General features: G+C 72.1%; 9 protein-coding genes (1 of these 9 only partly in view). All 9 read right to left on the bottom strand.

Annotated elements, in window-relative coordinates; genetic code table 11:
* Positions 1 to 29: 29 nt before the first annotated feature.
* A complete protein-coding gene (locus ACZ5WK_RS22205) occupies positions 30 to 1,286 on the bottom strand; it encodes a beta-ketoacyl synthase N-terminal-like domain-containing protein (protein WP_396323108.1) in 1,257 nt (418 codons plus the stop codon).
* Complete coding sequence (locus tag ACZ5WK_RS22200) at positions 1,267 to 1,512, bottom strand: acyl carrier protein (protein ID WP_396323109.1); 246 nt, start codon at positions 1,510 to 1,512, stop codon at positions 1,267 to 1,269. The genes ACZ5WK_RS22205 and ACZ5WK_RS22200 overlap by 20 nt, the downstream gene beginning before the upstream one ends.
* 14 nt (positions 1,513 to 1,526) lie before the next feature.
* Positions 1,527 to 2,270, bottom strand: coding sequence for a polyketide synthase (locus tag ACZ5WK_RS22195; protein WP_396323110.1), 744 nt, complete (start codon positions 2,268 to 2,270; stop codon positions 1,527 to 1,529).
* 3 nt (positions 2,271 to 2,273) lie between these two features.
* A complete protein-coding gene (locus ACZ5WK_RS22190) occupies positions 2,274 to 3,056 on the bottom strand; it encodes an enoyl-CoA hydratase/isomerase (protein WP_396323111.1) in 783 nt (260 codons plus the stop codon).
* Positions 3,044 to 4,303: a hydroxymethylglutaryl-CoA synthase family protein gene (locus ACZ5WK_RS22185; RefSeq protein WP_465549232.1), complete on the bottom strand. Its 1,260-nt coding sequence runs from the start codon at positions 4,301 to 4,303 to the stop codon at positions 3,044 to 3,046. Before ACZ5WK_RS22185 ends, ACZ5WK_RS22190 begins: the two co-directional genes overlap by 13 nt.
* A gap of 54 nt (positions 4,304 to 4,357) precedes the next feature.
* Complete coding sequence (fabD, locus tag ACZ5WK_RS22180) at positions 4,358 to 5,458, bottom strand: ACP S-malonyltransferase (protein ID WP_465549230.1); 1,101 nt, start codon at positions 5,456 to 5,458, stop codon at positions 4,358 to 4,360.
* Positions 5,459 to 5,804: 346 nt separating this feature from the next.
* A complete protein-coding gene (locus tag ACZ5WK_RS22175) occupies positions 5,805 to 7,160 on the bottom strand; it encodes a PfaD family polyunsaturated fatty acid/polyketide biosynthesis protein (RefSeq protein ID WP_465549228.1) in 1,356 nt (451 codons plus the stop codon).
* Positions 7,161 to 7,261: 101 nt separating this feature from the next.
* Complete coding sequence (locus tag ACZ5WK_RS22170) at positions 7,262 to 16,690, bottom strand: SDR family NAD(P)-dependent oxidoreductase (protein ID WP_465549226.1); 9,429 nt, start codon at positions 16,688 to 16,690, stop codon at positions 7,262 to 7,264.
* Between the two features lies 1 nt (position 16,691).
* On the bottom strand, positions 16,692 to 22,874 hold the 3' portion of the coding sequence (locus ACZ5WK_RS22165) for an SDR family NAD(P)-dependent oxidoreductase (protein WP_465549224.1). It continues 3,387 nt past the right edge of the window; the window shows 6,183 of its 9,570 coding nt (coding positions 3,388-9,570); the start codon falls outside the window, past its right edge; the stop codon is at positions 16,692 to 16,694.

Here is a 22,874-nt window from a genome sequence, read left to right as displayed (position 1 = left end):
GACTGCGGCGTTCCGGGGCGCCGCCGCGGTCAGCATTTCCGCAGGCAGATCGCCGAACTGATCCCGCCGAAGCCCATGCTGAGGCTGACGGCCGTCTCGAACGACCAGGGTTCCGCCTGCTCGCGCACCCAGTGGAACGACGGGTCCACCGGGTCGGCCAGGTTGCGGGTGGGGTGCAGCTTCTGCTCGCGCATCTGCAGGAGCGTGGCGACGACCTCCACGGCGCCGGCCGCGCTCAGCCCGTGCCCGGTGATCGACTTGGTGGCGTTGATCCGCGCCCCGGTGAGGCCGCACTCGCGCAGCGCCCGCAGCTCGGTGTCGTCCCCGGTGGGCGATCCGGTGCCGTGCGGATTGACGTAGTCCACCGCGGACGCCGGGAGGCCGGCCTCCGCCAACGCCGCCCGGACGACGCCGACTTCACCGTCGAACGAGGGGTTGGGGTTGCGGTTGCCGTCCATCGCGGTGGCGCCGCCGAGGAACCGCGCGTACGGCGCGGGGTGCCGGCGGGCACCCTCCCGCTCGACCACGACCGCGCCGCAGGCCTCGCCGAAGACGAAGCCGTCCCGGCCCCGGTCGAACGGGCGGCAGGCGGCGGCCGGGTCGTCGGCCCAGCGGCTCGACCCCATCGCGCCCATCGCCCGGAACGCCAGGCACTCCCAGTACGAGAGGTCCATCAGCGCGCCCATGGCGATGCAGACGTCCACCTGGCCCGACTGCACCGCCCGCACCGCCTGGAGCACGGCGAGCAGCCCGCTGGCCGAGGCCCCGCCCAGCGTCTGGGCGAAGCCCCGGATCGGGAAGGCCTCGGTGCAGAACCCGCACAGGTCGGTGTCCATGAAGGCCATGCCGTACGTGGGACGCAGGAACTCGGGGCGGTCCGCGTGGCGGGCGTGCAGCTGCGTCAGCTCCCGCTGCTGGACGTTGGACCCGCCGATCACCAGACCGATGCGACGCGGGTCGGCGTCGTCCAGTCCGGCCTCGTGCCACGCCTCGTCGAGGGTGGCCAGGGCCACCTGCGAGGACAGCGAGGCCGTCCGCAGCACCCGCGCCGGGATGGCCGCGGGCGTGGTCAGCGTGGCGATCTCGGCGCCCAGGAAGGCCTGTTCGGCACCGTCCCGGCCGGCCGGGGCAGGCGGCACCTGCCGGCCGGGACGCCGCATCGTGCCGAAGGCGTGGCGGCCGCCGAGGAGTGCGGCGACAAAGTCGTCCTTGCCCTGCCCCACCGCACTGGTGACGCCGAGGCCGGTGACGACGATATCGCGGGTGTCAGGAGTTCGACTTGCCATGGATGAGCCCCGCCAGGTCACCGATGTTCTTCGCGTTCGCCAGCTCGGACAGCGGGATGCTGACCTCCAGCGACTCCAGCGTCATCATGATGATCTCGGCCCGGTCGATGGAGTTGGCGCCGAGGTCCTTCAGCGAGTCCGCCGGGTCGAAGGTGTGCTCCTCCAGCTCCGGGATGACCTCGCGGGTGTGCTCGACGATCAGGTTGAAGACGTCCTGGTTCGACATGGTTGTCGGCTCTCCTAGTACTGGGAGGTGATGAGGTCGCGGACCTCGGGCTGGTGGAAGGTCTTGTCGTGCATGGCCACCTCGCGCTCGATGTAGCGCGGAAGCTCCGCGCGCAGCTCGGCCACCAGGTGGTCCTTGAGCGTGATCAGCGAGAGCCTCGGCTTCTCGGCCAGGGTCTCGGCCAACTCGACGGCGTAGGGCAGCACTTCGGCACGCGGGAGGACGGGGAAGGGAATCCCCCGCTCCTTGAGGTCACGGCCGTAGTAGGTCTTCGCGGAGAGCAGCATCTCCTCGCCGAGGCTGAAGCCGAGCTTCTTGGGGAGGATCAGCGTCGCCCCCATGCCCGGCGTGAAGCCGTACCGCATGAAGTTGGTGGTGTAGATGCTCTCCTGACTGAGGATCACGAAGTCGGAGAAGAGCCCCATCGCGAAGCCGCCGCCGATGCCGTGGCCCTGCATCGCGGAGATGACGGGAACGGGGCAGTCCAGCGCCAGGCCGTAGATGTCGGAGTCGGTGAAGCTGATCTGCCGGTCCTGGATCTGCAGCAGGCTCTCCTTCCGGCCGCCGCTGGCGAAGTAGGTGCCGTAGCCGGTGAGGATGACCGCCTTGCACCGCTCGTCGGCCTTGACCCTCCCGAAGGCGTCGCTCAGGCCGATGATGAGCTCGTCGGAGAAGGTGTTCTTGTGCTCCTTGTCCTGCATGGTGATCCGGACCACGGAGGGTCCGAGCTGGGTGTAGTCGACGGCTGCGCCCGGCATGTCCTACTCCCCTTCCCAGGGAAACTTCCCTGTGTTCACGTAGCGCGCGATCTTCTGCAGGTTCTCCTGGTCGGAGAACACCTCCCGGTTGGCCTCGACGGCCTTCTCCCGGGAGGGGAGCAGGATGTCGTCGAGGTTGCGCAGGTACTTCTTGTAGCGGGTGATGCCGGTCTTGGGCAGGTAGCGCAGGCGCAGGATGTGCTTGCGCAGCAGGTTGCCGCTGTTCTCCTCGCCGGCGTCCACCAGCTGCCATTCCACCGCCTGCCGGGCGGTGAACGGCTGGGTGGTCAGCGTGATGTAGTTGGCCCTGGCCGGGCCGACCTTCCTGATCAGGAACGGCAGGACGCACGCCGGCATGAGGCCGAAGAGCAGCTCCGAGAGGCTGAACACCGACCGTTCCTCGCACACGACGATGTCGCAGGCGGCCACGAAGCCCAGGCCTCCGGCGTTGACCTTGCCGCGGACGTGCGCGATGGAGACGAACGAGCCGAGGGCCAGCGCGAGCCAGAGGTCGTACAGGGCCTCTGCGTGCGACTTCTCGTGGCCGCCGCTCTCCTGGGAGCCCAGCTCCCGGAAGTCGGCGCCCCAGCAGAACACCTCGGGCAGGCCTTCCAGGACGAGGATCTTGGCGTGCTCCTCGCAGTGGCGCACCACGGCGGTGCACTCCTCGACCAGCCGGCGGTTGATCGCGTTGTCGGCGTCGGGCCGGTGGAGCTGGAGGAAGCAGATCTCGTCCTGGAACCTGACCTTGACGGTCTCGAACTCCGCGGTGTTCAGGAGAGCCACTCGTACTCCCGGTGGAACTCGTTGATCCGCTTGAGGAAGAGGAGTTCCTTGCCGAGCGTCTTCCGGGCCTCGGGCACGATGCCGGTGTCGAGCACGGCGTTGCGGGTGCCGAACTTCACGGCGTGGTTGGTCCGGAGCAGCATGTCGTACTCGGGCATGCTCAGCTCGTAGCGCTTGTCCAGGTGCTTCTCGATGTCGAAGCGGCGCACGTGGTCCTGGCTCTCCTGGCGGACGACGCCGCTGAAGAACTCCGAGCAGCAGCCGGATCCGTAGGAGAAGACGCCGACGCGCTGGGGGCTGGAGAGGTCCGCGTTGTCGATGGTGCTGGCGAGCGAGAGCATCGTGGTCGCGCCCATGACGTTGCCGACGCGCTGGCAGTACGTCAGGCCCGGGTGCATCCGGCGCTGGAAGTCCTCCTCGATCGCCGCCGGGCGCGCCTTGACGAACTTGCGCATCAGGTTGCGGTGCGCGCCCTTGATCATCCCGCCGAAGGGGGTGTGGAAGGCCAGGTAGCCGAAGCTGTTCACGAAGTCGACGTCGCCGACGCGCCGCTGGTACTCCAGGAAGGCGTTCTCGCAGCAGTCGAGGTAGGAGAGGAGCGACAGCTCCGCGTTGCCCGCCTCGCTGTCGGCGAGCGGACGGCAGGTGTCCATCACCTCGTGGCCGTAGTAGCCGCTGGCGCCGACGTCGATCTGGAAGACGTTCGGGATGTCGCTGATGAGCATCGCCACGGCGCCGGCGCCGCCGCTCGGCTCGGCGAAGGACCAGTCCTCGGACAGCGCGTCACCGCCCTCGGCCACCATGAAGCGCGTGATGTCGGTGGCGATGACCAGGGCCTTCGCGCCCGGGGAGGTCTGCGCGAGGATGAAGTTGGCCGCCATCTGCAGGGCCGCCACGCCCGAGTAGCAGGCGTTCTTGATCTCGAAGAGACGACAGTTGCGGTTGAGTCCGAGCAGGCTGTGGAAGTACGTGCTCATGGACTTGCCGAAGTCGAAGGCCGACTCGGTCGCGGTGATGACGAGTTCGATGCGGTCCCGGTCCTCGGGGGACATCGCGTCGATGATGGGCTTCGCCGCGTTGACACCGAACGTCACCGGGTCCTCGTACGGCAGCGCGACGGTCTTCTCCTTCATGAGGAGGTTGTCGAACCTCGCGGTGTCGAGTCCGCGGTGGATCGCCAGCTTCTCCACGTTGACCTGGCAGGTGCCGGCGAAGACGTTCATCGCTTCGATTCCGACGGTCGTCATCTTTTCTCTCCCTGGGGCTTGCTGGACTGCTCGGGCCGGTTCGCTGCGCAGGACCTAGTGGACGGGCTCGATTTCGGTGAGATCGAAGTAGCCCCGGTAGCCGTTCATGTAGACGGCCGGCCGGTGACCGAAGAGGACGGTCGCCTCGGTCGCGGTCCGGAGGTCTCCGTAGTCGCCGGCGGTGGACTTCACGAGGGTCCCGACCGGGTGCGCCTCGTTCCACTGCCGGACCAGGTCCGCCGCCGTCGGGCGCGGCCTCGCCGCCGCCGGCAGCGGCTTGGCGGCGGGCGCCGCGTGCCGGGCCGGGTTCGGGATCTCGCGGCGGATCTTCTTCACTAGCTTGGTGAGGACGTCGCCGTGCCCGATCTCCTCGAACTCCATTCCCTCGTAACCGAGGAGGTGTTCCACGGTGTCGGTCCACCGCACCGAGCTGACGATCTGCTTCGCCAGGTTCTCCTTGACGAGGTCGTTCTCGTACGGCCTACCGGTCACGTTCGAGATGACCGGAATCCGGAGCTCGGAGAAGGGGATGCCGGCGAGGAATTCCGTGAACTCGGCCCGGGCCGGCTCCATGTAGCGGGAGTGGAAGGCGCCGCTGGTGTTCAGCGCGACAAAGAGGTGATTGCCCGTCTGGAAGTACGGCTGCGCGGCCCTGATGTCCTCGACCAGGCCCGAAATCACGATCTGCGACGGCGTGTTGTAGTTCGCCAGGTCGACGGAGGTGAGGCCGTTCTGCTCCAGGACGGTTCTGATCTCCTTCTCGGAGGCGTTCAGGACGGCCGCCATGCCGCCGCCCGTGGCCTGGGCCATCAGCTCGCCGCGCTTCTTCACCAGCCGCAGGCCGGTCTCGAAGTCGAAGCACTCGGCGGCCAGCAGCGCGTTGAACTCGCCGAGGCTGTGACCGGCCACGAAGTCCGGGACCAGGCCGGTCTCCCGGAGCTTGCGGTAGTAGGAGAGGGCGTTGACCACGTAGAGCGCGGGCTGGGTGTACTCGGTCTGCTTGAGCAGGCCTTCGGGGTCCTCCAGGCAGAGGGCCTTGACCGAGTAGCCCAGGATCGAGTCGGCGGCCCGGGTGAGGTCCTCGAACTCGTCGAACAGCGCGCCGCCCATTCCCTTCCGCTGCGATCCCTGCCCGGGGAAGACGTACGTCCGCATGGAGAACCCTTTCTCGTCTTTCGGTGTGTTGGCGATGCTTGCTCGACCGCTCGACTGCTCGTGCTGCGATGAATGTGGTGCGCCGGGGCGCCGAGCGCGCTGCCCCTTACCGGCCCGTCCCGGAAATGCCCGCGGCTCCCCGTGCTTCTCGCCGGCCGGCACCTCGTCCCGCCCCGCCCGACCGTGTACCACCGGTCGCCGGATGACGTGACATCAGCCTTTGTGGCCCCCCTTGGTCACCGACCGTGACGGATAATCAGATCATAGTGCCTGGCTGCACGGGGTGACCAGTGTGACAATCCCCATCGACCGTCGCACGGGGGCCGACGGTCCACCACCCCGGCCCTCAGGCCAGAGCGTTCAGACGCTGCGTCAGAATCTCGGCGGCCTCCCGCATGAGCCCGGCCGCCATCCGGTCCACGTGCCGGTTGCGCCAGCTCTCCTGCGGCGTCCCCTTCACCCACTGGTTGAAGGAGCCGAGCGCCGGGCCGGTGTGCACCTGGACGTTCGCCGGGTCGCGCTCCGGGTCCGAGAAGGACAGCCGGCTGGTGTAGCCGTAGTACCAGCGGAAGATCAGCGCCATCTTCCGCTTCGGGCTGCGCTCGGCCCGCCCGATCTCCGCCACCCGGCCCGTCCGCTCCAGATGCTCCCTGGTCTCCCGCCAGACCTCGTCCACGCTCCGTTTGAAGTACGTGTCCTGGATCTGCCGCCGGGTGCCCTCCGGGATCGCGTCCCAGGAGTCGTACGTCCGGTAGAGCGCGAAGAGCTTGTTGGCCCGGGCCGGAAAGAGCACGCCCTTCCTCAGCACCTGGACCAGGGCGCCGATCTCGAACATGTCACCGGCCGGACAGTAGTCGGTGTCCTGGACGTCGATTCCCTGCAACCGGTCCTTCACCGCGTCGGTGATCCCGGCCTCCACCGTGCACTGGTTGATCGAACCGGTCATCACGAAGTCCGCACCCATGGTGAAGGCCGCGGCCACCGCCTGCGGGGTGCCGATCCCGCCCGCGGACCCGAGGCGGATCGCCTCGGCATAGCCGAACTCCCGCGTCAGGTCGCGGCGGAGGCCCTGCATCGACGGCAGCAGCACGGTGGGCACGCCGCGGTCGGTGTGGCCGCCCGAATCCGCCTCGATGCAGAGGTCCTGGGCCACCGGGATGCCCCGGGCCAGCTCCGCCTGCTCGGGCGTGACCCGGCCCTCGGCCAGCAGCCCCGCGACGATCTCCGCGGGCGCGGGCCGCATGAACTCCCGGGCCACCTCCGGCCGGGAGACCTTCGCCAGGATCCGGTTGCCGCGCACGACGGTGCCGTCGGGCGCCCGGCGCAGCCCGCTCAGGTGGTACCGGACCAGGGCCGGCGTCACCTTGACGAAGGCCGAGGCCTCGACGAAGCGGACGCCCTCGCCGATCAGCAGCTCGACGTTGGCCGTCTCCCGTGCCGGGTCCTGAAGGTTGCAGAGCAGGTTGACGCCGAACGGCCGGTCCGGCGCCAGCTCCCGGCGGATGTGGGCGATGTCGCCCCGCACCCGGTCGTGGCTCAGGCCCGCCGCACCGAGGAAGCCCATGAAGCCGCTGCGCCCCATGGCGACCACCAGCTCCTTCGAGGCGATTCCCCGGTACATCGATCCCGACAGATACGCGTAGTCGACTCCGAAGTCCCTGCGGAAGGGCTCGCTCCCGAGCCTCCGTGCCACCCTGTCCATGCAGCCCCCTGCTCGACGGCCGGGAGCCGGCCGCCTCCCACTTCCGGGAGGCGGCCGCCCCGCCCACTGTTCCTACCGTTCCTACGGGCACCGCGCCCCGGTCACTTCTTGCTGCGCGACCCCCGCCTGCGCCGGCCGACCCAGGTCTTCGCGGCCGCGATCCGCTTCTCCTCCCGGCTGCCGGAGTAGAACAGCTCGCAGAAGGAGCGGATGGCCGCCAGCGACTTCGGGTCGCTGAGGATCACGAAGTGGTTGGAGGAGTCCACGTCGGTCTGGTGGAAGTTCGGCAGCTGCTTCTGCCACTCCTCCCAGTAGTTGACCTGGTCCAGCGCCGTGCCGTCCTCCTGGGTGGAGAAGACGGCTTCGAGCTCCCCGTAGAAGAGGCCGCTCTTGTTGCGGAAGTAGAAGCAGGTGACGGACTCCGGCCGGGCGAGCGGCCGCACGTCGTACTCCAGGACCCCGTAGGCCTCCTGGACGCGCACGTTCTGCTCCACGCGTGCGCGCAGCGCCTGCGCGGAGCCGCCCAGGCCGCGCTCCTGCGCGACGGCGATCAGCCGGTCCAGCAGCTCGTCGTCGCCCTGGCTCCAGTCCACCTCGGCGGCGGCGATGAACGCCTCAGCGAAGCGCTCCGGCGCCGGCCTGACGGCCGCGAACAGCAGGGCGTTGACCTGCTGGAGCACCATGTCCCTGCGCGACATGGTCATCTCCTTGACCCGGTCACCGTACATCGCGTCGACCATCACGACGGTCTCCACCGTCTCGCCCTGCTCCTGCAGTTGACGGGTGACCTCGTACGCCAGCAGACCGCCGAGCGAGTAGCCGCCCAGATCGTAGGGCCCCTCGGGCTGGACGGTGCGGATGATGTGCGCGTAGTGGGCCGCCATCGCCGTGATGCCGTTGAGCGGAGCGGCGTCGGACATCCAGCCGCGAGCCTGGATCCCGTAGAAGGGCCGCCCGAAGCTGTCGGCGATCGCGCCGTAGACCTCAAGACCGCCGAGCCCGCCGTGGAACCAGAAGACCGGCCGGCCCTCGGCGCCGGCGTTGAGGCGGATCACCTCGGGGAAGCGCGCCGACGCCGCGGGGACGGCGGCCATGGCGGCCGTGACACCGGACGGGGCGGCGGAGCCGAAGCGGCGCACGAGGTCGCGGGTGGACCGGCAGTCGGCGAGGGCCTGGAGGTCGGCCGCGGGGTCGACCTCCGTCTGGACGCCCTTCACGAGCTGCATGGCCAGGATCGAGCTGAACCCGAGGTCCTCGAGCGGGGCGTCGAGGTCGAGCGCGTCCACCGGCACGCCCAGCAGGTCGGCGACGAGGGCCGCGATCCGCTCCGCGGCGCCGGTGTGCGCCGGGGCGGCCTCGCCGCTCACGGGCAGGGCCGACGGCGCCACGGGAGCCTGCGGCCGACCCTCGGTCACCTCCGGCAGCCAGTGCCGCTTCCGGTCGAACGGGTAGGTCGGCAGCGTCCGCAGCATCCGCGGCGCCCGGCCCTCGCGCGGGACGGCGTCCCAGGGCACGCTCCCGCCCCGGGCCCAGAACAGGGCCACGTTCTCGGGCCGGTTCTCCGCGAGCAGCTCGCGGACCACCGCGTCCCCGACCCGCCCGCTCAGCAGGGCGCCGAGGTCCGAGTCGTCGCGCCGGGCGTCGCCCGTGAAGAGCGGCACCGGGGCCTGCCCGGCGGCGCCGTCCAGGTAGTGGCCGAGGCCTGCGAGGAGCTCGCCGGTGCTGCCCGCCACCAGGGCCAGACGGGCGTCCATGGCCTCGCGCCCGCTCTGCAGCGTGTGGGCGAGGTCCGCGAGGGAGAGCTCCGGCTGTGCGGTCACGAAGTCAAGCAGGCGCCCGGCCACGGCCCTGAGGCGGTCCTCGTTGCGCGCGGAGAGGACCACGACCTGCGGTGCGCCGTCGTCCCCGTACTCCTCGGCTGCGTGCCGGACGGGGATGTACTCCTCGACGACCAGGTGGGCGTTGGAGCCGCCGGCGCCGACGGCGCTGATGGTCGCGCGCCTCGGGTACTCGCGCTCCCGGCCGTCGACGTCCACCACCGGCCGGTGCCAGGGCTGCGCCTCCCGCGGGAGGTAGAACGCCGTCCCGTCCAGCGCCACCCCGGGGTTGAGCCTGTGCTGCCCGTCCTGGCTGTTCTGCCGGTTCTGGCCGTCCTGCCCGTCCTGGCCGTTGAGTCCGCCCTGGCCGACGAACGGGACGAGCCGGCGGTGCTTCAGCTGGAGGGCGACCTTGCTGAGCTGGGCGATGCCGGAGGCCGCCTCGGCGTTGCCGAAGGTGGACTTGACCGTGCCCAGGGCGCAGAACCCCTCGTCCCGCGTGTGCTTGCCGAACACCTTGCGCAGCGCCGCGAACTCGATGGCGTCGCCCAGCTGGGAGCCGTTCGCCGACGCCTCGACGTAGCCGACCGTGCGCGGGTGGACGCCGGCCCGCTCCAGGTTCTCCTCGATCAGCTCGGCCTGCCGGTCGGGGCTGGGCACCATCGGGCCGTTGGTGCGGCCCTTGTGGTTGGTGGCGCTGGACCGGATGACGGCGAGGATCTCGTCCCCGTCCGCGACGGCCCGGGAGAGCGGCTTCAGCAGGACGGCGCCGACACCCTCGGCGGGCAGGAAGCCGTCCCCGTCGAGGAAGGCCCGGCTGCCCGGGTCACTGCCGGTGAGGCCGGTCAGGCTCAGCCCGAGGAACTTCTTCGGGTGCAGGGTGAGGTTGACGCCGCCGGCGATCATCATCTCGCAGTTGCCCCGGCGCAGTTCCTCGCAGGCCATGTGGATGGCGACCAGCGAGGAGGAGCACGTCGTGTCGACGGCGAGGCTCGGCCCCTGGAGGTCGAAGAAGTGCGACACCCGGTTGGCGATGGCGCTGTAGGACATCACCGAGGTGATGGACTCGTGGACGATGTCGGAGGAGAGCAGCTGGTACTGCTGGTACATCGCGCCGACGTAGACCCCGACCCGGCTGCCGTACGCGGTGCGCAGGCGGTCCCGGGTGTAGCCGGAGCCCTCCAGGAGGTTCCAGACGCACTCCAGGAACAGACGTGTCTGCGGGTCCGTGATCGCCGCCTCGCGGGGCGAGACGTTGAAGAACAGCGAGTCGAAGTCCGCGACGCCGTCGATGAACCCGCCCCACCTGGTGGGGGTCCGGCCGGGCCGGTTCGGCTCCGGGTCGTAGTAGAGGCTGTGGTCCCAGCGGTCCTCGGGGACCTCGGTGACGCAGTCGCGGCCCGCGAGCAGGTTCTCCCAGAGCTCGTCGAGGTCGTCGGCGCCGGGGTAGCGGCCGGCGAGGCCGACGACCGCGACGGCGTCCTCCTGCGGCCCGGCCGGCTCGGACCGCCGCTGCGGTGCGACGGCCGCCACGGGTACCGGGGCCGCCACGGGCGCGGCGGGTGCCGCGGGCACGACGGGCGCGGCGGGGAGCACGGGCGCGGCGGGCGCGCCGGCGGGCTCCGGTGACGAGGCGGGGAGGCCCAGCACCGTCTCCAGCGCACCCGCGTGGGCGTCAAGGAAGTAGCCGCTGAGTGCGTCGATGCTCTGGTGCTCGAAGAAGAGCGTCTTCGACAGCGAGCCGAAGTCGGTCTCCAGGCGGTTGGTGACGGCGAGCGCCAGCACCGAGTCGATGCCGAACCGCTCGAACGGAGCGCCCGGGTCGATCCGGTGCGCCGGTACCCGGATCACCTCGGCGAGCGTGTTCCTGAGGTACGTGACCAGCTCGGCGCGCACGGCCTTCCGGCCGGCACCCGCGGCGCCCGCGGCGGGCCGGTCCCCGACCGGCCGGACGGCGGCCGGCTGTACGGCGGCCGCCTCGGGCTGCGGGGCCCGGTGCAGCACGGTCTCCCGGATCTTCGCGGCGTCCCCGGCGATCACCAGGACCTGGGTCCGCGGCGCGTCGAGCGCGGCGTACAGCGCCGCGAGCCCCGTGGCGGTCGGCATGGGCACCATGCCCAGCCGCTCGCGCATCACCGTCTCGGTGGCGCCGTCCACCCGCATCCCGCCCTCGGCCCAGAGGGGCCAGTCGACGGAGACGGAGGCACCGGAGCGCTGCCCGCGGGCCACCAGCTCCTGGCGGTGGTGCGTGTAGGCGTCCTGGAAGGCGTTGGCGGCGGCGTAGTCGGCCTGCCCGGCGTTGCCGAACACCCCGGCCGCGCCGGCACAGACGGCCAGGAAGTCCAGCGGGACGTCCTTGCTGGCCTCGTCCAGGTTGACCAGGCCCGCGACCTTCGGCGCGAGGACCTCGCGGCACTCCCCGGCGGTCTTGCGCCGCAGGAGGCCGTCCCGCAGGACGCCGGCGCTGTGGATGATGCCGTGCAGGGCGCCGTGGTCCCGCAGGATCCCGTCGACCAGCTCCCGCACCTCGTCCGCCCGGGCGACGTCCACCCGCTCGTAGCGGACGTCCGCCCCCTGCGCGCGCCACCCGTCCAGGACGGCCTCCTGCGCGGGGCGCAGCGGCGAACGGCCGGCCAGCACGAGGGTGATGTCGCGCACCGCGGCCATGTCCCGGGCGAACAGGGTGGCGACGCCGCCGAGCCCGCCGGTGACGAGGTAGACCCCGCCGGTCCGCCAGGGCACCCGGGGCTCGGGGCGGTTGTCGCCCTCGGCCCAGGTCAGCGCCTCGGTGCGGCCGCCGCGGAAGCGCAGGCAGGACTCGCCGGGGTGGCGCCGCCCGGCGGCGACCCGGGCGACCAGCTGCCCGGCGGGCTCCGCCGGGTCGACGAGGACGGCTTGGGCCAGCAGCCGCGGGTCCTCTGCCTGGGCCGACTTCAGGAGGCCGAGCAGGCCCTGAACGGTCGCCAGGCCCTCCCGGTCGGGGACGACCAGCTGCACCAGCACCCGCTCCTGCGCCCGGTCGTCCAGGAGGTCCCGGACGTGGGCGAGGGCCTGCTCGGTGTACTCGGTGAACCGCTCGGCGATCCCCGTCGCGGCGGAGGTCAGCGGCAGCACCCGGACCGCCGGATCCTGCCCGGCCAGCGCGCCGGCGAGGGCGGGCAGGTCGGGCAGCAGCACGACGTGCTGCCGCGGCTCGATGGCCGCGGCGCCCGGCGCGGGCTCCCGCCAGGCGGGCAGGAAGGCGACCGACGACACCTCGGCGGCCCCTGCCGCGGGCATCTCGGCGGCCGCGCCGACCTCGCCGTCCAGGACGCGGTAGGACATGCCCCTGATCCGGGCGCGCACCCCGCCCTGCTCGTCGCAGAGGTCGATGTCGAGCTTGAAGACCTTGCCGCCCCGCTCGACGCCCGCGCTGTAACGGATCCAGGCCCACATGGCGTTGGTGCAGGAGCCGAGGACCTCCAGCTCGTCCAGGGCGAACGGCAGCGAGGGCTTCATGCCGGACACGTCGAGGGTGTCCGCGTCGCCGGCCGCCAGCCCCATGCCGAGCGAGGCCTGGAGCGTCGCGTCGAGGAGGGCGGGGTGCAGCACGTAGTCGTCCCGGGTGGCGCGCACCGAGGCGGGCAGCGTGAGCTGCACCAGGACCTGGTCACGGCCGATGTGCAGCCGCTCGATGCCGCGGTGCGCGTCGCCGTAGCTGAAGCCGATGGCCTCGTACGCCGGGTAGAGCCGGTCGGCGGCGACCTCGGTCCGGCCGCAGGCGGCCCGGATGCCCGGGAGGTCGAGCACGGCCGGGGCGACGTCCTTGAGGACCACCTGCCCCTGGCTGTGCACCACCGGGGCGGCGCCGGGGGTGTCGCCGGAGGTGCCGGAGATCTCGTACTCGGCCTCGTCGTGGCCCCTGGGCACCAGTGAGGTGGTGAGGGTGACAGGCTCCGCGCCGGCGGTCACCGGGCGCGCCCAGACGACGTTGCGCAGGGCCAGGCCGGGGCCGTCCTGGGCCGGCCCGCCGAGGGTGAGGGCGGCGGCGGCCCGGGCCATCTCCAGGCAGGCCACGCCGGGGAGGACCTTCCGGCCCTTCACCACGTGGTCCCGGAGGAAGAACTCCTCGCCGGTGAACTCCGACCGGTAGCGCCGGGAGCGGAAGTCCGAGGCCTCGGAGTGCAGCAGCGGGTGCGTGCCGGCCCGGGTACCGCCGTGCGGGCCGGCCGGGAGCGCCGGGCGCTGCTCCGGCGCCTGCGGCACCCAGTACCGCTCGCGGGCGAACGGGTAGGTCGGCAGCGGGACGCGGGTGTACTGCCCGTCGGCGAAGAGCGCGGCGTAGTCCAGGCCGTAGCCCTGGACGTAGAGGTCCGCGACGGTGGCGAGCAGCTCGGCGAGCGAGCCGGGGTCGGTGCCCGCCGCGGCCTGCCGGATGCACTCGTTGCCGAAGTTGCGCAGCGCGGCGCGCTCCTGGTGGCCCTGCGCGGGGACCTCGCCGACGCAGACGCGCGGGCTCTGCCCCTGGGCGGTCCACTGGCGCAGGCTCTCCACCAGCTCGGCCTGGTCGCGCACGACGCAGGCCAGCCGGTGCGGCAGGTGCTTGCGGCCGACGAGCAGGGTGAAGCCGATGTCGCCCGGGTCGAGGCCGGGCTGCTGCTCGCAGTGGGCGAGGAGCCGTTCGGCCTGCTCCGCCAGCTGCTCGGCGGTGCCGGCGGAGAGTGTGACGAGGTGGGCGGACGGCCCGCCGGTGCGGTGGGCCCGGTACGGGGCCTCCTCGATCACCAGGTGGGCGTTGGTCCCGCTGACGCCGAAGGAGCTGACGGCGGCTCGGCGGGTGCCGTCTCCCCCGGCCTCCCAGGGGCGGTCCTCGGTGTTCACGTAGAACGGGCTGTCGGTGAAGTCGATGTGCGCGTTGCCCCGCTCGAAGTTGATCGAGGGCGGGATGCGCCGGTGCCGGAGCGAGAGCAGCACCTTGATGACGCCGGCGACGCCGGCGGCGGTGATGGTGTGTCCGAGGTTGGACTTGATCGAGCCCAGCGCGCAGTAGTCCCGCTGCTGGGTGTAGCGGCGGAAGGCCCGCTTGAGCGCGTGGTACTCGATCGGGTCGCCGAGCTTGGTGCCGGTGCCGTGGGCCTCCATCAGCTGGATGTGCTCGGGGTTGATCCCGAACGCGTCGTAGACGGAAGTCTCCAGCCGTTCCTGGGACTTGGCGCTCGGCGCGGTGATCCCGTTCGACGCGCCGTCCTGGTTGATGCCGGAGCCGCTGATCACGCCGTGGATGTGGTCCCCGTCGGCGAGCGCGTCGGCGAGCCGCTTGAGGACGACGACGCCCGCACCCTCGCCGGGGACGAAGCCGTCGGCCCGGTCGTCGAAGGTGTGGCAGCGGCCGCTCGGCGAGAGCATGCCGGCCTGACCGGCGATCACCCAGAACTTGGGCGTGGTCTGGATGGCGACGCCGCCGGCGATGGCCATCTCGGTCTCACCGCCCCACAGGCCCTGGCAGGCGAGGTGGATCGCCACCAGCGAGCTGGAGCAGGCCGTGTCGACGGAGATCGCCGGGCCCTGGAGGTCGAGGTGGTAGGAGATGCGCGCCGGCATCGCCGACAGCGCGTTGCCCCACATGGACTGCGGCGGCGCCTCGCCGCCGAACAGCTGCGCGTAGCCGCTCTCCTGGCAGCCGACGTAGACGCCGACCTTGCGGCCCTGGGTGCCGGAGCCGGCGTACCCGGCGTCCTCCAGCGCCTTCCAGGACTCCTCCAGGAACACCCGCTGCTGGGGGTCCATGTAGGTCGCCTCGATGCCCGAGATGTTGAAGAACGTCGGGTCGAAGCGGTCGATGTCGTCGATGAAGCTGCCGTGGTCGCAGCGCGGCGCGCCCTCGGGGTGGTAGCCCGACATGTCCCAGCGCGAGATCTTCTCGATCAGGTCGTGCCCCTGCGCCAGGTGGTCCCAGAGCTGCTCGACGCCGGGCGAGCCGCCGAACCGGCCGCTCATGCCGACGATGGCGATCGGCTCCTTGCGCAGCACGCCGGCCGGCTCGTGCGGTGCCCGCGCCGGGGCCTGCCGGGCCTGCGACGCGGCGGCCTGGTCCGGGGCCGCCGTCTGCGCCGCCGGGAGCGGCGCGGGCCCGGCGGCCGGGGCCCGCAGCTCGGCGGGCAGCGAGGCGGTGGCCTCCGCCCGGTGGGCGCCGGCGATGTACCGGGCCAGCCGGTTCACCGAACCGTGGTCGAACAGGTCGGTGGTGGCCAGGTCGATGCCGATCTTCCGGTTGATCTCCTGGATCAGCTGCACGCCGATGATCGAGTCGATGCCGTAGTCCATGAAGGCGTCGTCGGCGGCGATCTGCGTCCGGTCGACCTTCAGGGAGAGCTTCAGCTGCTCGAAGATGACGTCCTTGACGTGCTGTTCCAGCATCTCGTCGGTGACCGACGGCGTCCGCGCCCCGGCCCGCGCGGGGCGGTGCCCCTGGGCCTCGGGCCGGGCCGGCGTCTCCTGCGCGCCGGCGGCCTGCGCGGGGGCGGCGCCCCCGGCGGCGGGGGCGCCCGCGAGCTCCTGCCGGATCAGCCCGTCGCTGTCGGCCGCGATCACCTGGTGGCCCAGCTCGTGCAGCCGCTGCGCGGGGAACGAGACCGCGCCGAAGCCCTCCTCGTCGAGCACCTCCTCCCAGGAGTCGGGGGTCAGGCCCGGGCAGCCGGGGATGCGCAGCTCGGTGTCCTCGTACAGCCACCAGCCTTCGAGCAGACCGAACGTCAGGTGCGTGAAGAGCGAGTGCGCGGAGAGCTCGTTGGCGAGCAGGACGCCGTTCTCCTTCAGCGCCCCCTTGGCGTTGCGCAGCGTCCGGCGGATGTCCTTGGTGGCGTGCAGCACGTTGGTGGCGAGCACGATGTCGTACGAGCCCGGCTCCACGTCCTGGCCGGCGAGCGGCTCCTCGACGTTGAAGATCCGGTAGTCGAGGTACGGGTACCTGGGGCCGTACTCCTTCTCCGCGTACATCAGGAAGGACTTGGACAGGTCGGTGTAGCAGTACGTCTCGACGTGGGCGGCGAAGGGTTCGAGCTTCTCGAAGACCTTCACGCTCCCGCCGCCGGTGCCCGCGCCGATCTCCAGGAGGCGGATCCGCGCCGACGGGTCGCTGCGCAGGATCTCGCGCACGATGCCGGCCACCGCGTCGGCCATGACGCCGTTGAAGGTGTCGGTGACGGGGTTGTTCTTGTAGATCCCCTCGACCAGCTCCATCGAGGAGTTGGGGAACATGACGTCGGTGGCGAGCACCTCGCCGGTCAGGATCCGCGGCAGGGCGCGCAGCATGGCGTCCAGGAGCAGGACCTGCGCGCGCAGGTCGGCGTTGCGCGACCACTGCGCGCTGCGCTCCTCCCACTCCGCCCAGACGTCGCGGCTGCTCACCGCGTGCACCGGGCGGGGGTGCGCGGCGTCGCCGTGCAGGTAGCCGCGGTCCAGCAGCTGGCGGACGGACTCGTCCAGCCAGCGCCGCAGCTCGTCGCCGAGCGGCAGACGGGGTGCGGCGTCCGAGAACAGGCCCACGCTCTGCAGCTGGCTGAGCAGCAGGCGGCTCAGCAGGTCGTCGTCGACCAGGGCGTCCGCGTCGCGGTCGGTGCCGTCGACGGCCGGGGCCGCCGTGCCGTCCGCGATCTCCCGGCAGAGGCGGGCCAGGGGAACCCGTGTGCCCCTGCGGGCCGTGGTGATGGCTTCGCGCCGGATGATGTGCTGCATGTTACGGGTTACCCCCCTGAGCCTTGACCAGGCCGAGCTGGTCGAACGTGCCGGAAAGAAGGACGTCGAGGGCCGCCATGCCGTCGGCGGGCTCGATCGAGGCCGCGCCGGCCCTGCTCATCCGCTCCTGGTACTCCTGCGAGGCGACGATGCCGACGCTGCCCCAGTAGCCCCAGTTCATGGTCTTCACCGGGGCGGAGAGAGCGGAGCCGAGCCGGTGGGCGTAGGCGTCCTTGAACACGGAGCCGGCCACGTAGTTGCACTGCCCGGGCGCCTTGAGGAACGAGTTCATCGAGGAGAAGAAGAGGACGAAGTCCAGCGGCTCGGCCCGGAAGACCTGGACGAGGCGCACGCTGACGTCGACCTTGGCGGTGACGGCGGCGCGGAAACGCCCCTCGTCCATCCGCTCCAGGCTCTGGTCGAGCAGGACGATCGCCGAGTGGATCACGCCGTGGACGACCGGGTGGCTCTGCTTGATGCGCTCGTACGCGCCCTGCAGTGACTCCCGGTCGGCGGCGTCGGCCTGTACGTACCGGGGCTCCGGGCCCAGCCGGCCCAGGCGCTCCAGCTTCTCGCGGATCGCCGCGTCCTCGGCCCGGCGGCCGATCCAGACGACCTGCGCCCCGTAGGTGCGGATCATGTGCTCGGTCCACGCCTCGCCGATGCCGCCCGCGCCGCCGATCACCACGTACGTGCCGCCCTGCCGGTACACCGGGTGGGCGCCCGGCGCGGAGTGGTCGGCCGCGACGCTCTCCCGGATCGGGAGGAGCGCCTGCTGGTACCAGCGCTTGCGGCGGTACGCCCAGACGCTGCCGCGCTCCTCGCAGGGCAGCGCGAACAGCTCCGCGAGCGGCCAGTCGTACCCCTTGTCGAGGTCGGCCAGGCGCACGTTCCAGCCCGGGTACTCCTTGGCCACCGAGCCCAGCAGACCGTGCAGGCCGGCGTGGGTCGGGTCCACGGTGTCGCTGCGCCGCACCGGCAGGCTCTGCTCGGTGACGACGGTCAGGTCGAGCGTGCGGCGGCCGTAACCGAGGCCCAGCAGCGCCTTCAGCGTGCGGAAGCAGGCGTAGAGACCGCCCTCCTGCGCGTCGACCAGCGCGTCGTCGGTGACGCCCGGCGACGTCTGCTGGGGGGCCAGCCAGACCAGGTGGGCGAGCGGGCCGCCGGCCTCGTCGAGCCGGGCGGCGATCGTCTCCACGGTGTCCGCGGGGCCGACGGGCAGGCGCTCGGCGGTCGGGTGGACGGTGCGGATCCGCTCCCAGTGCTCCTCCGTGCCACCGGCCACGAGGACGCGGCCGTTCGGCGCGGCGGGGGTCTGCAGGGCGGGCTTCGGGACGACGTCCCAGACCGGCTTCAGCAGGATGTTCGCCGCGGCCGCCGGGGCGGAGGCGGGTGACCCGGCCGACGGGGCCCGGGCGGGTGCCACGGCCGCGGGCGCGGCGGGCACGGGTGCGGGTGCGGCGGGCACGGCCACTGCGGGCGCGGGCCCGGGTGCGGCGGGAGCGTCGGTGCCGTCCTCGGCGGGCGTGAACCAGTAGCTCCCACGGGCGAAGGGGTACGTGGGCAGCGGGACGCGGCGGGGTCGCCCGTCCGCGTACAGCTGTGCCCAGTCGACGGCCGTCCCGGTCACCCAGAGCTCGGCCAGCCGCTCGCACTCCGCCGCGGACGGGGTGCCGCCCGGGGCGGGCGGGGGGACGTGCACGGCGCCCCTCCCCCGGACCTTCCTCGCCTGACCGGTGTGGACACCGCCGGCCCGGCCGCCCTCGGCGAACCGGCTCAGCTTCTCCGCCAGCTCCCCGAGGGTGGCGGCGACCAGCGCCAGACGCTGCGTCATGGCCTCGCGGCCCAGCTGGAGCGAGTACGCCAGGTCTTTCGGGTCCAGCGACGGGTGCGACCGGACGTGGTCGCCGAGGCGGGCGGCGGCCGTCCTGAGCTGCTCCTCGCTCCTCGCCGACAGGACGAAGAGGCGGGGGGCGTGCAGCGGCTCCGGCGCCGTGTCCCCGGCGGCCTCCTCGTACTCCTCCAGGACGAGGTGGGCGTTGGTGCCGCTGAAGCCGAACGAGCTCACGGCCGCACGCCGCGCGGTGCCGGCCTCCGTCTTCCACGGCGTCAGCCCGGTGTTGACGTAGAACGGCGAGCGCTCGAAGTCGAAGTGCTCGTTGTGGCGCTCGAAGTTCAGCGTCGGCACCAGGTGCTTCTGCTGCATGCAGAGCACGGCCTTCTGGATCGAGGCGATGCCCGCGGCCGCGGAGGTGTGCCCGAGGTTGCTCTTCACCGAGCCGATGGCGCAGTACCCGACCTTGTCGGTCTGCTCGCGGTAGACGGTGGCCAGCGCCTCCAGCTCGATCGGGTCGCCCAGCTTGGTGCCGGTGCCGTGCATCTCGACGTAGCCGATGCCGGCCGGGTCGATGCCGTGGCGCCCGTAGACGTCGCGCTCCAGCTCCATCTGGCTCACCACGCTCGGCGCGGTGATGCCATTGGTCTTCCCGTCCTGGTTGATGCCCGAGCCGAGGATGACGCCGTGGACGTGGTCGCGGTCGCGCACCGCGTCGTCGAGCCGCTTCAGCACGAGCGCGCCCACGCCCTCGCCCGGTACGAAGCCGTCGGCGCCGTTGTCGAAGGTCTTGCAGCGGCCGTCCGGCGAGAGCATCCCCGCGCCGCACATGCTGATGTACGCCTCGGGGCTCAGGTAGAGGGTGACGCCGCCGACCAGGGCCATGTCGATCTCGCCGCTCTTGAGCGCCTGGGAGGCCAGGTGGGTCGCGACGAGCGAGGAGGAGCAGGCCGTGTCCAGGGCGATGGCCGGGCCCTTGAGGTTCAGGAAGTAGGCGATCCGGCCGGCCGTGATGGCGTTGCTGTTGCTGGTGGCCGAACTCGCGTCCGCACCCTGCTTCTGCATGAGCATGCTGTACTCGTTGCTCATGATCCCCAGGTAGACGCCGCACTTCTCCCCGCTCAGCGCCCGCGGGTCGTACCCCGCGTCCTCGAAGGCGTGGTACGCCTCCTGGAGGAAGATCCGCTGCTGCGGGTCCATCGCCTCGGCCTCGGCCGGCGGGATGTTGAAGAACAGCGGGTCGAAGACCTCGATGTCGTCGAGGACACCCATCGACCGGCAGTAGACCTTGCCCTTCTGGCTCGGGCGCGGGTCGTAGTACTCGTCCACGTCCCAGCGGGACTTGGGGATCTCCCGGACGCAGTCGCGCCCGTTGGCCAGGTTGTCCCAGTACTCCGCCAGGTTCTCGGAGCGCGGGTAGCGGCCGGCCATGCCGACGATCGCGATCGCGTCCCCGCGGCGCGGGTCGGCGGCGCGCGCCTCGGCCCGGGCGGGCGCGGGGGCGGAAGCCGCCTGCTGCACGGCCGGCTGCACCGCCACAGGAGCCGGCACGGGCTCGGCGGCCGGCACGGGCTTCGGCGTGGGGGTCGGCAGGACAGCGGGTGCGGCACCGGGGGCCGGTACGGCGACGGGTGCGACGGCGGCGGAGGCCGTCCCGGCGGAGACCGTCTCGGCGGGGGCCGTCTCGGCGGGGGCGGTCAGCCCGCGAAAGGGACGCCCCTGAGGGGCGCCTCCCTTCTCCAGCTCCCGGAGGATACAGGCCGTCAGCTCCTGGATGGTCGGGTGGTCGTAGAGCCTGGTGGCGGGCAGGTCCAGCCCGTACTGCTTGTTGATCGCCTTGATCCACTCCACGCCGATGATGGAGTCGAGGCCGAAGTCGGTGAAGCTCCGGTCGAGGTCGAGCTCGTCCTCCGACACGTACAGGGCGGCGGCCAGGCTGCTCAGCAGGTCCGCCTGGACGTCGTCCTCCGAGAGGGCCGGCTGCGGCTGCTCCGCCGGCACGACGGGCGCGACGGCCACGGGCGCGACGACGGCAACCGGCGCGACGGCCACGGCGGCAACCGGCGCGGCCGGGGGCGCCGCCGGGGCGGGCGCCGCGGTGCGCAGCAGGTTGTGCAGGTAGGCCGCCAACTGGCGGACGGTGGGCGTGTCGTAGAGCCTGGTCGCGGCCAGGTCGAGCCCGTACTGCTTGTTGATCGCCTTGATCCACTCGACCCCGACGATGGAGTCCAGCCCGAGGTCGGTGAAGTTGGTGTCGGTGTCGACGTCCTCCTCCGCCATGTACAGGGCCTGGGCGAGGCTTACCGCCAGCTCGTCGACGAGGGTCTCCTCGTCCGGGCCGGCGAACGCCGCTGCCACCGGGGCGGGCGCCTCAAGCGGAGCCGGGGCCGGGGCGGCGGCCGGCGCGGGCGCCGGGGCGGCGGCGGCCGCGCCCACCGGCGCGAGGGTCACCGCCGGGGCGGGACGCCGCACGGGCGCCGTACCGGACGCAGTGGCCGGCTCGCCGCCGAGCGGGGCGAGGCCGATCCCCCGCGGCTTCGCGACGGCACGGGCGCCGCCCGACGGGAGGGGCACGGTGGCGGTGACGGCGGGCCGCACCGGCGCGACCGGCTTCAGCGCGACGGGCTCGGCCACCGCGGCGGCGGCCGCGACCACGGCGGCGGGCGCGGCAGCGGAGACGGGCGCGGCGGCGGAGACGGCGGGCGCGGTCACGGCCGGGGCGGCCGGCGCGGACGCCGGGGCCCAGAACCGCTTGCGGGCGAACGGGTAGGTCGGCAGCGAGACCCGGCCCGGCAGCGGCGCCGGGTAGAAGCTCCGCCAGTCCAGGCCCAGTCCGTTGACCCAGAGTTCGAGCAGCTTGCCGAACTTCCGCTTCCGCACCCAGGCCTCGATGGTGTGCGCCATGTCCTCGTCCTCGGCGAGGAACGACACGGCGTCCTTCGCGCGCTTCACGCGCCCCCGGTACACCTCGCCGACGGCGTCCTTGCCGTCCAGGTGGTCGCGGAGCCGGGCGAGCAGCTCCTCGGCGGAGCCGGCCAGGAAGGCCAGCCGCTCGTCCAGGTGCTCGCGCCCGGTCTGGAGCGTGAAGGCGATCCCGGGCACGTCGGCGTCGCCGATCCGCTCCTCCTGCGCCCAGTCGAGGAGCCGCTGCGCCTGCTCCCGCAGCTGTTCGGCGGTACGCGCGGTGAGCACGACGACGGACGCCAGCGGCTGCCCGGCCGGGTCGGTCTCCGCCGGGCGGGCTGCCGGGACGTACTCCTCGACGACGACGTGCGCGTTGGAGCCGCCGGCGCCGAAGGAGGAGACACCGGCGATGCGCGGGTACTCGCGGGGGCCGTCGGCGGTGTCGATCACCGGCCGCTCCCAGTCCCCGAGTTCCCGCTGGACGCGGAAGGGCGTCCCCTCGAAGTCGATGTGCGGGTTGAGCACCTCGGAGTGGAGCGAGGGGGCCAGCTTGCCGTGCTTCAGCTGCAGCAGCACCTTGGTCAGCGCCGATATGCCGGCGGCGCTCTCGGCGTGCCCGATGTTGCTCTTCACCGAGCCGATCGCGCAGAACTGCCGGTCGTCGGTGTGGCGGGAGAACGCCTTGGTGAGGCCGGCGATCTCGATCGGGTCGCCGAGCGACGTCCCGGTGCCGTGCGCCTCGACGTAGCTGACGGTGCGCGCGTCGACGCCCGCCTTGTCCAGGGCGTGCGCGATCACACCGCTCTGGGCGGTCGGGTTGGGCACCGTGTAGCCGTTGGTCCGGCCGCCGTGGTTGACCGCGGTGGCCTTGATGACGCCGTGGATCCGGTCGCCGTCGGCGATCGCCCGGTCCAGCGGCTTCAGCAGGACGGCGCCGACGCCCTCGCCGGGCACGTAGCCGTCGCCGCCCTCACCGAAGCTCTCGCACCGGCCCTTGCTCGACGCGAAGCCGGTCTGCCCGAGCAGCAGGTACTTGTTCGGGTGGAGCGACAGGTTGACGCCGCCGGCGACGGCGACCTCGCAGTCGCCGAGCTGCAGGCTCTGGCAGGCGAGGTGGATCGCCGTCAGGGAGGAGGAGCACATGGTCTTGAGCGTGATGCTCGGGCCCTGCCAGTTGCAGAAGTACGAGACCCGGTTGGCGATGTTCGCCGCGTTGCCCGGGATCACCCGGCCCTCGGCCATCGCCTGCTCGGTCGCACCGTACAGCTGGTACTCGTCGTACATCGCACCGACGAAGACGCCGACGTTGCCCTCCACGCCGTTCGAGCGGTGCCGGAGGAGGTCATGTCGCGTGTACCCGGCGTCCTCCAGCGTCTCGTAGACGCACTCCAGGAACAGGCGCTCCTGCGGGTCGGTGAACTCGGCCTCGCGGGGCGACATGTTGAA

Source organism: Kitasatospora sp. NPDC032757, assembly GCF_055579305.1.
The sequence above is the reverse complement of the archived record's forward strand: the minus strand, read 5'-3'. Positions and strand labels throughout refer to the sequence as shown.

What these genes read in the sequence shown, in the direction of transcription:
- ACZ5WK_RS22185 (WP_465549232.1), bottom strand. Translation starts at nt 4,303, where the DNA reads ATGACGACCGTCGGAATCGAAGCGATGAACGTCTTCGCCGGCACCTGC.
- ACZ5WK_RS22205 (WP_396323108.1), bottom strand. Translation starts at nt 1,286, where the DNA reads ATGGCAAGTCGAACTCCTGACACCCGCGATATCGTCGTCACCGGCCTC.
- fabD (WP_465549230.1), bottom strand. Translation starts at nt 5,458, where the DNA reads ATGCGGACGTACGTCTTCCCCGGGCAGGGATCGCAGCGGAAGGGAATG.
- ACZ5WK_RS22200 (WP_396323109.1), bottom strand. Translation starts at nt 1,512, where the DNA reads ATGTCGAACCAGGACGTCTTCAACCTGATCGTCGAGCACACCCGCGAG.
- ACZ5WK_RS22170 (WP_465549226.1), bottom strand. Translation starts at nt 16,690, where the DNA reads ATGCAGCACATCATCCGGCGCGAAGCCATCACCACGGCCCGCAGGGGC.
- ACZ5WK_RS22195 (WP_396323110.1), bottom strand. Translation starts at nt 2,270, where the DNA reads ATGCCGGGCGCAGCCGTCGACTACACCCAGCTCGGACCCTCCGTGGTC.
- ACZ5WK_RS22175 (WP_465549228.1), bottom strand. Translation starts at nt 7,160, where the DNA reads ATGGACAGGGTGGCACGGAGGCTCGGGAGCGAGCCCTTCCGCAGGGAC.